General features: G+C 59.3%; 10 protein-coding genes. 5 read left to right on the forward strand and 5 right to left on the reverse strand.

Annotated features, from left to right (window positions below; all coding sequences use genetic code 11):
* Positions 1 to 57: 57 nt before the first annotated feature.
* The 4 genes from GGD46_RS13185 to GGD46_RS13200 all read right to left on the reverse strand — a co-directional run bounded on the left by GGD46_RS13185 (position 58) and on the right by GGD46_RS13200 (position 4,167).
* On the reverse strand, positions 58 to 939 hold the full coding sequence (locus GGD46_RS13185) for an ABC transporter permease (RefSeq protein WP_184704479.1): 882 nt from the start codon (positions 937 to 939) through the stop codon (positions 58 to 60).
* A 13-nt stretch (positions 940 to 952) separates the two neighbouring features.
* A complete protein-coding gene (locus GGD46_RS13190; RefSeq protein ID WP_184704481.1) occupies positions 953 to 1,771 on the reverse strand; it encodes an ABC transporter ATP-binding protein in 819 nt (272 codons plus the stop codon).
* 121 nt (positions 1,772 to 1,892) lie between these two features.
* Entirely contained in the window at positions 1,893 to 2,906 is a 1,014-nt protein-coding gene (locus tag GGD46_RS13195) for an ABC transporter substrate-binding protein (protein WP_184704483.1), read from the reverse strand.
* A gap of 247 nt (positions 2,907 to 3,153) precedes the next feature.
* The gene (locus GGD46_RS13200) at positions 3,154 to 4,167 is read right to left on the reverse strand and encodes an ABC transporter substrate-binding protein (RefSeq protein WP_184704485.1); all 1,014 of its coding nucleotides are present in this window, start codon (positions 4,165 to 4,167) and stop codon (positions 3,154 to 3,156) included.
* A 290-nt stretch (positions 4,168 to 4,457) separates the two neighbouring features.
* On the opposite strand from GGD46_RS13200, the gene GGD46_RS13205 reads away from it, so the two are divergent.
* From GGD46_RS13205 to GGD46_RS13215, 3 genes are all read left to right on the forward strand, one after another.
* Positions 4,458 to 4,766 carry a hypothetical protein gene (locus GGD46_RS13205; RefSeq protein ID WP_184704487.1) on the forward strand — a complete coding sequence of 103 codons (309 nt, stop codon included), beginning with the start codon at positions 4,458 to 4,460 and terminating at the stop codon, positions 4,764 to 4,766.
* A 192-nt stretch (positions 4,767 to 4,958) separates the two neighbouring features.
* Complete coding sequence (locus GGD46_RS13210) at positions 4,959 to 5,417, forward strand: helix-turn-helix domain-containing protein (RefSeq protein ID WP_184704489.1); 459 nt, start codon at positions 4,959 to 4,961, stop codon at positions 5,415 to 5,417.
* 300 nt (positions 5,418 to 5,717) lie between these two features.
* Entirely contained in the window at positions 5,718 to 5,960 is a 243-nt protein-coding gene (locus GGD46_RS13215; protein WP_184704491.1) for a hypothetical protein, read from the forward strand.
* A 217-nt stretch (positions 5,961 to 6,177) separates the two neighbouring features.
* On the opposite strand, the gene GGD46_RS13220 is transcribed toward GGD46_RS13215, so the two are convergent.
* Positions 6,178 to 6,861: a TetR/AcrR family transcriptional regulator gene (locus GGD46_RS13220; RefSeq protein ID WP_184704493.1), complete on the reverse strand. Its 684-nt coding sequence runs from the start codon at positions 6,859 to 6,861 to the stop codon at positions 6,178 to 6,180.
* A 96-nt stretch (positions 6,862 to 6,957) separates the two neighbouring features.
* On the opposite strand from GGD46_RS13220, the gene GGD46_RS13225 reads away from it, so the two are divergent.
* Together GGD46_RS13225 and GGD46_RS13230 are read left to right on the forward strand one after the other, a co-directional pair.
* Positions 6,958 to 8,262 carry an efflux RND transporter periplasmic adaptor subunit gene (locus tag GGD46_RS13225; protein ID WP_409527680.1) on the forward strand — a complete coding sequence of 435 codons (1,305 nt, stop codon included), beginning with the start codon at positions 6,958 to 6,960 and terminating at the stop codon, positions 8,260 to 8,262.
* A 9-nt stretch (positions 8,263 to 8,271) separates the two neighbouring features.
* A complete protein-coding gene (locus GGD46_RS13230) occupies positions 8,272 to 11,424 on the forward strand; it encodes an efflux RND transporter permease subunit (protein WP_184704495.1) in 3,153 nt (1,050 codons plus the stop codon).
* Positions 11,425 to 11,459: the final 35 nt, after the last annotated feature.

The raw sequence follows: 11,459 nt of genomic DNA on the forward strand, positions 1-11,459 counted from the left end.
AAAAAGGCCGGGCAAAATGCCCGGCCACTGGCCTTGGGAGGTACCAGAAATCAGTGCTTAGTGCGTATCGAGGCTCTGCTGCGGACGCCAGCGGGTGATGCGGTTCTCGATCAGCGTCATCACATATTCGGCACCGAGCGTGACGAGCATCACGAGGATGATCGCGGCATAGAGGCCGGCGGCGTCATAGGTGCCCTTGGCGATCGAGATCAGGTAGCCGATGCCGGCCAGCGATCCGACGAATTCACCGACGATGGCGCCGATGATGGCGAAAGAGAAGGAGATGTGCAGGCTCGCAAAAATCCAGCTCATTGCCGACGGCAGAATGACATTGCGGGTCACCTGCCAGTTTGAGGCGCCGAGAATGCGCGCATTGGCGATCATGTTGCGGTCGGCTTCGCGGACGCCCTGGAAGGCATTGGCGAACACGACGAAGAACACCATGATGAAGGCGAGCGCCACTTTGGACGGCAGGCCGAGACCCATGATCATCACGAAGATCGGCGCGAGAACGACGCGCGGGATCGAGTTGATCGCCTTGATGTAGATCGACAGGATATCGGAGGCGAGCTTGTTGCGGCCAAGGGCGACGCCGACGAGAACGCCTGTCACCGAGCCGATGATGAAGCCGATCAGCGCTTCTTCCATGGTGACGCCGAGATGGTACCAGAGCGAGCCGCTTTCGGTGCCTTCGCTGATCCAGTCCCAGAGGCGCAACGCAATACCGTAAGGGCTCGAATAGAAGAACGGATCGATCCAGTGCAGGTCGGAAGCGACCTGCCAGAGGCCGAGAATGGCGAGCAGAATGCCGATCTGCCAGGCCATGACGACATACTTGCGACGAGCGAGCGCCTTCAGCGCTGCGGCTTCGATTTCCGCGTCCGACGTACCGGCGCGGAAGATCGGGGCATTGCCTGCTTCGAGAGCTGTGTTTGCCATGATCAATCCTCCCTTATGCCGCTTCCGCGGCACGGCGATAGCTGGTTTCGACCTCTTCGCGCAGGTCGTCCCAGATCGTCTTGCAATAATTGATGAAGTTCTGCTCGTAGCGGATCTCCGAGACGACGCGCGGGCGCGGCAGGTCGATGGTGTAGACCGACTTGACCGTCGCGGGGCCAGCCGTCAGCACATAGACCTTGTCGGCGAGCGCTACGGCTTCTTCGAGATCGTGCGTCACGAAGACGACCGACGCCTGGCGTTCGGCCCAGAGCTTCAGAAGCTCCTCATGCATGACCGTACGGGTCTGCACGTCGAGCGCCGAGAAGGGCTCGTCCATCAGCAGAATTTCCGGCTCGTTGATGAAGGTCTGCGCCAGCGAAACGCGCTTGCGCATGCCGCCCGAGAGCTGATGCGGATAGTGATGCAGGAACTTCGAAAGGCCGACACGGGCAAGCCAATCCTTGGCCATCTTCTCGGCCTCGGCCTTCGATTTGCCACGGAAAAGCGGGCCCGCCATGACATTTTCGATAACGTTCTTCCAGGGAAAGAGCGCGTCCGTCTGGAAGGCGAAGCCGACGCGCGGGTCGATGCCGTTGACCGGGCCGCCCATCAGGCGAACTTCGCCGGCGCTCGGCTTGGCAAGTCCGGTGACGAGATTGAGCGTCGTCGACTTGCCGCAGCCGGTCGGTCCGACAACGGCGACGAATTCGCCGCGCTCGACGGTCATGTTGAAATCGCGCAGTGCGGTCAGCGACTTGCCGGTCGGCGATACGAAACGGCGGCTGACATTGATGAGCTCGATCGCCGGGGTGCGGCGTTCATCCTGTTGCATGGTGCTGATCCTGACGCGTGCCTTCAGGGCGTGCACGCAAAGCCCAGTGAACTGCAAAGTCTCTTGAACCGCCGCTTCCGGAACTTGTCTGAAAACTGGCCGGAAGCGGCATTATGACTGCTTACTTGACGTTCTTCACGAATTCCGTCGTGTAGGTCTTCGACAGGTCGATCGTCTTGCCCTTCACGTTCTTGGAGAACTGCGAGAGCACGGCGAGAACGGTCTTCGGACCGTCTTCCGGCATCACACCGTCGGCCGTGAACATTTCCTTGCCGGCGTCGAGAGCCTTGATGTAGCCGTCCTTGTCGCCGACGTAGAAGTCCTTCGGCATCTTGTCGGCAATTTCAGCGGCCGAATGCGTATGGATAAAGCGCAGCGTCTTCACGAAGGCGTTCGCCAGCTTCTGCACTTCTTCCTTATGGGCGTCGACCCATGCCGCATCCATATAAAGCGAAGCGGCCGGATAGGTACCGCCGAGTGCTTCCTCGGTTCCCTTCAGCGTGCGCAGATCGACGAGGATCTTGGCTTCGCCCGTCTTCAGCAGGCGCGAGATCGTCGGCTCGGTGGTCATGCCGACCTGGATGGCGTCCTGCTGCATGGCGGCGATGAAGGTCTGGCCGGCACCGACCGGAACTGGCGTAACATCGGCCGGGGAGAGACCAGCCTTCGACGCCATGTAGAGCGTCAGGAAGTTGGTGGACGAGCCGAGGCCGGTGACGCCGGCGCGCTTACCCTTCAGATCGGCGAAGGACTTGATATCCGGATACTTGGCCGAAACCAGTTCGACTTCGCCAGGCGCCTGGCTGAACTGGACGACCGACTTGATGAACTTGCCCTTGGCCTGCAGGTCGACACAGTGATCGTAGAAGCCGACAACGCCCTGAACGGCGCCTGCCAGCAGCTGATTTTCGGCGTCGACGCCCGCGGATTCGTTGAGAAGCTCAACCTCGAGGCCTTCATCCTTGAAATAGCCGAGGGATTCGGCGAGCTTGGCCGGCAGATAGATCTGCTTTTCGTAGCCGCCCACCATGATGGAGATCTTGTCGGCAGCATTGGCAGCCGTCGCTGCAAGCGAAGCAGCAGTCATGACGAGGGAAAGGGCTACGGTATGAAAAAACGTGCGCGACGAACGCATCAATGTCTCCTCCTGTTTAAATCATTGCGCCATGCGACGCTGCAGAAAAGGTGCTTCCTCCACGAAGCTTAGCCAAACTAACCCAGGCTACCTTTCAGCTAGCTTTCAGCTTTCTCCCCCTTCAATGCGACATTACAATTTTATTAACGTCAACGCCGGCGGCACAATATGTGCCGCCGGCGTTCGTCTTTCACTTCGCGATTTGACGGAAACCCAGCCCCGTCAAGGCTGGGAACGATGCTCCGAACTATTTGGCGTTCTTGACGAATTCCGTCGTGTAGGTCCTCTTCAGGTCGATCGACTTGCCCTGGACGTTCTTGGAAAACTCGGAAAGAACAGCCAGAACGGTTTTCGGACCGTCTTCCGGCATGACGCCATCCGGCGTGAACATTGCCTTGCCGTTTTCGAGCGCCTTCACATAGCCTTCCTTGTCACCGACATAGAAGTCCTTCGGCATTTTATCGGCGATCTCGGCGGCCGAGTGGGTGTTGATGAAATGCAGCGTCTTGACGAAAGCATTCGCAAGCTTCTGCGTCTCCTCCTTATGATCCTTAACCCACGACTCCTGCATATAGAGAGAGGCGGCCGGATAGGTTCCGCCCAGGGCAGCTCTCGTTCCGTCCATCGTGCGCATGTCGATGAGAACCTTGGCCTCGCCGGTCTTCAGCAGACGCGAGACCGTCGGCTCCGTCGTCATGCCGGCCTGGATGGCATCCTGCTGCATGGCGGCGATGAAGGTCTGGCCGGCACCGACCGGAACAGAGGTGAACTCCCCAAGCTTCAGGCCTGCCTTGACGGCCAGATACTGCGTCAGAAAGTTGGTTGAGGAACCGAGGCCGGTCACGCCGAGGTTCTTGCCCTTGAAATCGGCGGCGGCCTTGATCTCCGGATGCTTGGCCGAGACCAGCTCGACTTCGCCGGGCGCCTGGCTGAACTGCACGACCGATTCGACGAACTTGCCCTTGCCCTGAAGGTCGATGCAATGATCGTAGAAGCCGACGACGCCCTGGACGGCACCTGCCAGCATTTCGTTTTCCGCATCGACGCCTGCAGGCTCGTTGAGAAGCTCGACGTTCAGACCTTCATCCTTGAAGTAGCCGAGGCCTTCGGCAAGTTTGGCCGGCAGATAGATCTGCTTCTCGTAGCCACCCACCATGATCGAGATCTTATCGGCGGCATGTGCCGCTGGGGCTGCAAAGGAAGCAGCGGTCATGATGAGGGATAGGGCTACGGTGTTAAAAAGAGTGCGTGATGCACGCATTAAGGTCTCCTCCGGTTTGAACGCTCGCGCCATGCGACGCTGCGAAACATGCTTCCTCCACGAAGCTCAGCGAGCTTAAGACGGGCAACCTTTCAGTCGGCTTTCAGTGCGCGATCCCAAGGGGCGAGATTGCAGGTTTATTTCCTTGGTTTTGGCGGTGCAAATTTGGCCGCTCTCAGCATCGAAGCACCAGAGGGTCGGACCGCTTTACAATGAGAAGCGCTGCCCGATCTTGGCAACTGCCGCGGCGCGACTATCTAAGATCCATGCTTTCGCCGAGGGGCCGATCCATGAGAAACGCAGCCTTAGCCGTTACTCTATCCGCACTCATGGTCGCCGGGCCGGCATCGGCAATCTCCCGCTATGAGTCGCTGAGCAAAACTTGCGCTGCCATTCAGCAGCTCATCGCCAGCGAACGCGCCGTCATATTGCGCTATCCCGCGAAGGGAGCCTCTCTTGTCCTCTACGATCGCTTTGTCTCCGGCAACGGGCAATGCAGCGTATCCGATTACGCTGCACGCACCTCCGTCCCTACCAGGGACAACCCGTTATGCCCGGTCTACAACTGCAGGGCATCGTCCGCCTTCAATCCGCATTGACGCGAATCGGCTTTTCTGCCGTTTATTCGCCTGTCTTGACACAAAGCCTTACTGAAAAAGACTTTTAGTTGAACTCTACCCATATTTAACACACATTTTGCGGGCAGGTTGCGAACATGCCGCTTACTCTACTGTGTCGTAGGTGAGGTGGCGTCCACTGGGGCCCCCTATACTGATCAAGGAGATTGCGCAGTGAGTGCAAAAGTACCGAATCCGATCGATGCCTATGTCGGCTCCCGTGTGCGCACGCGGCGGCTAATGCTTGGCATGAGCCAGGAGCGGCTTGCCGAGCAAATCGGCGTTACCTTTCAACAAGTGCAGAAATACGAGAAGGGCACCAACCGCATCGGTGCCAGCCGGTTGCAGGCGATTGCGGGTGTCCTCGCCATCCCGGTTGCGTTTTTCTTCCAGCAGGATAGCAGCCAGCCACTGAACACGGACGGCCTGGGTACGATCAATGGTCTCGAAGATCTCTCGGAGTTTCTGACGTCCAAGGAGGGCCTGAACCTCAACAAGGCCTTCATGAAGATCACCGATCCAGGTATCCGCCAATCCGTGCTGACGCTGGTCAAGTCGCTGGCGAATGCTTCCGAACCACAGAGCGGTCATGTAGGACGGGCAAGCGATACATCGATCAGCCTTCACAGCTGAAGCTCGGACGACCGAACAGAGTAGAACAAAGGCGCGCATCGGCACCGATACGCGCCTTTGTTCTTTCAGCTTCGGCGTTCATCCACCATCGTCAATCGCGAAAGGAGTATTTTACTGCCGACCTGGCATCGAACCCTTGCTTTCGCATCTTGCAGATTGCGATCTATACTTCATCAACAACCAGAAATGGTGTCACGCTTTATGTCACGCGCCAAGTCGTGAAACACTCGTTATGATTTGCTCATATTCTGGGTCGGATACGTTCATCCGCCCGGAATTGGGGGCAATAGAGGGTGTAGCATGACAGCAGTATTTCCGATCGGAGCAACAAACCAGGATCCGGAGTCTCTCAAGGAACTGGCATCGATCGCTCGACTTATCACTTACGCGCGTCAGAGCGCGAAAAACCTAAATGCGGAGTTTCCGGTCTGGTGCCTGGATCTGGCGCTCGGGGCAGTGCTGCAGGAAATGTACGCAAACGGCCTGCAGACATCCTTGTTCGAAGAGGGCGCGGACACGGCGAATCTGGCCATGGCGCATTGATTGAGCCACATCAGGCTTTGAGGGGGAGCATGTAGAATGCCGGTATGGTTGGCGCACCCTATCGGCATCCTCCTTGAGGCAAAGGAAATGCATCAGGACCAAAAGACTGAGCATTTCCAGGAAAAGTGCTGAGCATTTTTCCGTCCGGAATGTGTATGGAAACAAAAGAATGAGCGTTCTCGCTGTTCGATGAAAGGCGAAAGTGCTCCGGGACTGCCTACCGGCCATTCGTTCGCGGCTGCACGCCCGCAACGAAAATTGCGATGCACTGACGCAAGTGCCGCAGGCGCGTTTCCCGATCCGGCCAATCATTGGGGTGGCCGGGTTTGGAGACCATCGCGCCGAAAATCATCGTCATCAGCATACGCGCGCCGCTTAGGACATCGGCAATCTCGATCAAACCGCGCTGGCATTGCTGGTCTAGCCAGTCGGCAAGCATCTGCTGCGACTGTTTTGCCCCATAGGTGTGCAGCAACGTCGCAATCTCCGGATATTGCCGAGACTCGGCTATGGCGAGATGCACGAATGCTTCCCTCTCGCGCTCCTTGGCTTCGTCGATATCGATCATGAAAATCTGCTCGAGCGCTTCGTCGAGCGGCAGGTTCTCGTCCGGGTCACGCGGCAAGGCCAGCATCGAAGCGCGATGCTCGGCGACGATCGCCATGAAGAGATCCGTCTTGCCGGGAAACAGGCGATAAAGGGTCTGTTTCGAGATCTTGCAGTGCGCAGCGACGAGATCCATGGTCGTACCACCGTAACCAAGTTCATAGAATGTAGCCCGCGCCGCTTTGACGATTTCGGCTCGCCGCGCGTCATCGCTCACCGTTTTGGGACGGCCGCGCGGGCGGCGTGTCGCAGCCTGATCCGCCTTGCCTCCCCGCTGTTTTGTCAGCGCCTCCATCTTAACCCCGACGACTGAATGCGATTGACATTTCAACCAATACAAATATTTTCCGTACGAATTCGTACTGTAAATAAGGCAACAGGAAATAGCAACGTGCGAAAGCTTGCCTCTTCCACCTCTGCATCAGTATCTCCCACGATATCCGCTCGCCTTCTGTCCACCCGCACGGCACTGGTCGCCGCAGGGGTTGCAGCCATGACGCTTCTGGCCGGCTGCAACGAACAGAAGGCCGCCCAGAGCAACGCACCGGTCGTAAAGATCGACGTCAGCGCCATGGCGCTGCATCCGCAATCCGTCGCCATCACCGCCGAATTGCCCGGCCGCACCAGCGCCTACCTCGTCGCGGAAGTGCGGCCGCAGGTCGGCGGCATCATCCGCAACCGTAATTTCAAGGAGGGCAGCGAGGTCAAGGAGGGCGACGTCCTCTACGAAATCGATCCGGCCTCCTACCAGGCATCCTATGATAGCGCCGCCGCTGCCCTGCAGAAGGCGCAGGGCGCGGTACCGAGCGCGCAGTCGAAGGTAGACCGTTACAAGAGCCTCACGCAGCAGGACGCAGTCAGCAAGCAGAACCTGGATGATGCCGTTTCGGCTCTGGCTCAGGCGAATGCCGACGTGGCTTCCGCAAAAGCAGCCCTTGAGACGGCACGCATCAATCTCGACTACACCAAGATGCGCGCGCCGATCGGCGGTCGCGTCGACGCCTCCACCGTCACCGTCGGAGCTCTCGTGACCGCCGCCCAGACGACGGCGCTGACCACGATCCGCAAGCTTGATCCGATCAATGTCGACGTCACGCAGTCGAGCACCAATCTGCTTGAGTTCCGTCGCGCGGTTGCCGAAGGCCGGCTGAAAACCAGCGGCGACAACGTCTCGGTGCATCTGACGCTCGAAGACGGCAGCCAGTACAAGGAAACCGGCACACTCGAATTTGCCGAATCCTCAGTTGCCGAAACTGTCGGCACGATCACCGTGCGCGCCACCTTCCCCAATCCCGATCGCATCCTGCTGCCGGGCATGTACGTGCGCGCCACCATTCAGGAAGGCATTGCCGAAAACAGCTTCCTCGTGCCGCAGCGTGCGGTTTTCCGCAACACGAAGGGTGAGCCGACGGCCATGTTCGTGACCGCGGAAAACAAGGTCCAACAGCGTGTCATCAAGGTTCAGCGCAGCATCGGAAACAGCTGGCTCGTCAACCAAGGCATCAAGGATGGCGACCGCGTCATCGTCGAAGGCAGCCAGCGCGTCCGCGACGGCCAGGAAGTCACGGTCTCTCCCGTCACCATCGACGACGCAACCGGCGAAGTGAAGCAGGCAGCCGCCGCGGAAACCAAATCCACGGAGCAGGCCGAATTGGAAAAGACCGATACCAAGGCCGCCTCCGGCGCCCAGAAGTGAGGTTAGACGATGTCTCGTTTTTTCATCGACCGGCCGATCTTTGCCTGGGTCATCGCCATCGTCATCATGCTGGCGGGTGCGCTGTCGATCTTGACGCTGTCGATCTCGCAATATCCGCAGATCGCGCCGACCACGGTCAGCATTAGCGCCACCTACCCGGGCGCTGATGCCGCAACCGTCGAAAACTCGGTGACCAAGGTCATCGAACAGGGCATGACCGGCATCGACAATCTCGATTACATGACGTCGACGTCGACCTCGACGGGTCAGGCCTCGATTTCGGTGACCTTCACCAACAAGGCAGATCCCGACGTCGCGCAGATGCAGGTGCAGAACAAGCTGCAGCTCGTCACGGCGCAGCTGCCGCAGACCGTGCAGTCGACGGGTATCGTCGTTTCAAAGTCGACGTCGAACTTCCTCATGGTCGTCGGCTTCGTCTCCACCGACAACAAGCTGAACTCGAACGACCTCGCCGACTATGTTTCCAGCACGCTCAACGATACGCTGAAGCGCATCGACGGCGTCGGCAACACCCAGATCTTCGGTGCGGGCTACGCCATGCGCATCTGGGTGAACCCGGACAAGCTGGCCAAATACCAGTTGATGGTGAGCGACGTCACCGCCGCAATCCAGGCGCAGAACTCGCAGGTTTCAGCAGGGCAGCTCGGCGCACTGCCACAGCGCAAGGGCCAGCAGCTCAACGCAACGGTAACGGCCAAGAGCCGCCTGCAGACGCCGGAACAGTTCGAAAACATCATCCTGAAGAGCCAGCCCGATGGCTCGCTGGTGCGCATGAACGATGTCGCAACCGTCGAGCTCGGGGCCTCATCCTACACGACGTCGACCACCTACAACGGCCATCCGTCCGCCGGTCTCGCCGTCATGCTTGCCTCGGGCGCCAACGCCATCAGCACGGCTGAGGCGGTCAGATCGACCATTACGAACCTGAGCCAGACCCTGCCGCCGAATGTCGAGATCGTCTATCCCTACGATACGACGCCGTTCGTGAAGCTGTCGATCGAGGACGTGGTCAAGACGCTGTTCGAAGCGATCGTGCTCGTCTTCATCGTCATGTTCGTCTTCCTGCAGAACATCCGTGCCACACTGATCCCGACGCTCGCCGTTCCGGTCGTTTTGCTCGGCACTTTCGGCGTGCTTTCGCTCTTCGGATACTCGATCAATACATTGACGATGTTCGGCATGGTGCTAGCCATCGGCCTCCTCGTCGACGACGCCATCGTCGTGGTCGAGAATGTCGAGCGCGTGATGGAGGAAGAGGGATTGTCGCCGCGCGAGGCGACGATCAAGTCGATGCAGGAAATCACCGGTGCGCTAATCGGTATCGCCACGGTCCTGTCGGCCGTGTTCATCCCGATGGCCTTCTTCTCCGGCTCGGTCGGCATCATTTATCGCCAGTTCTCTGTGACGATCGTCTCGGCGATGGTACTGTCCGTGATCGTCGCGTTGATCCTGACCCCTGCGCTTTGCGCCACGCTTCTGAAAAAGCCTAAGCACGGCGCCAAGGAGAGGGGTGTCTTCGGCTGGTTCAACCGCAACTTCGAGCGGGGAACACGAGGCTATCAGCGTACCGTTCACGGCATGATCCGCCTCAGCATCGTCTTCCTGCTTGTGTTCGTGCTGATAGGCGGCGCCGTCGCTTATCTGTTCAATCGTCTGCCGAGCTCGTTCCTGCCGGATGAAGACCAGGGTATCCTGCTGACGGCGATCCAGCTGCCGCCGGGTGCCACGGAATCGCGGACCTGGGCCGTACTCGATCAGGTGAGGGACTACTACCTCAAGAACGAAAAGGACTATGTCGAAGGCGCATTCGCCGTGGCGGGCTTCGGCTTCAGCGGCCAGGGCCAGAACGTCGGCATCGTCTTCGTCAGATTGAAGGATTTTGATCAGCGCAAGGCGCCGCAGTCGAAGGCACAGGCCATCGCCGGTCGCGCCATGGGGGCTTTCTCCAAGATCAAGGACGGCAGCGTCTTTGCACTGGCACCACCGGCAATCCCGGGCTTCGGCAGCTCGAGCGGCTTCGATTTCTTCATCAAGGACATCAACGGCGCGGGCCACGCGGCATTGATTGCCGCCCGCAACCAGCTGCTGGGTGCAGCCGCCAAGAATCCAAAGCTCTTCGGCACCCGTCCGAACGGCCAGGAAGATACGCCGCAATATTCGGTCAATATCGACCAGGAAAAAGCGAGCGCGCTGAATATCACCCTATCGAATATCGACTCGACCCTGTCGACCGCCTGGGGTGGTACCTACGTCAACGACTTCATCGACCGCGGCCGCGTCAAGCCCGTCTACGTTCAGGCTGACAAGGACTTCCGCATGCAGCCAGAGGATTTCGGTCGCTGGTATGTGCGCAACACCAGTGGCGACATGGTGCCGTTCTCGGCATTTGCGAGCGGCAACTGGACCTACGGTTCGCCGCGTCTCGAACGCTATAACGGCTCGTCTGCCGTCGAAATCCAGGGCGCTGCAGCTCCGGGTGTTTCGTCGGGCGACGCCATGAACGAGATCGACAAGATCATGGCCAGCCTTCCGCCCGGCTTCAGCCATGAATGGACCAGCCTGTCGGCCCAGGAAAAGCTCTCCGGCAATCAGGCTAGCCAGCTCTATGCCATCTCGATCCTGGTCGTCTTCCTGGCGCTCGCCGCCCTCTACGAAAGTTGGTCGATCCCGCTCGCCGTCATGCTGTCGGTTCCGATCGGTATCTTCGGCGCGCTGCTGGCTGCAACCCTGTTCGGGCAATCGAACGACGTCTACTTCAAGGTCGGTCTGTTGACGACCATCGGTCTGGCGGCCAAGAACGCCATTCTGATCGTCGAATTCGCCATCGAACAGCAGAACCAGGGAAAGAGCCTGATCGATGCGACCCTGGAAGCGTCCAGACAGCGTCTGCGACCGATTCTGATGACCTCGCTCGCCTTCATCCTCGGCGTTCTGCCGCTGGCGATCGCCAATGGCGCAGGATCGGGCAGCCAGAACTCGATCGGTATCGGCGTCATGGGCGGCATGATCTCGGCGACGGTGCTCGGCGTGTTCTTCATCCCGCTGCTCTTTGTCTCGGTGCGCCGCATCTTCAAGGGCGGAGTGAAATCGACGGCAACGACACCGCCGGGCGACGCACCGGCCACGGAAACCGCACACTAGCGGACGGCCTGCCCGCCTCCTGGCATTGGGAAGCG

Origin of the sequence: Martinezella lusitana, assembly GCF_014207095.1 — a bacterium.
Classification (GTDB): Bacteria; Pseudomonadota; Alphaproteobacteria; order Rhizobiales; family Rhizobiaceae; genus Rhizobium; species Rhizobium lusitanum_B.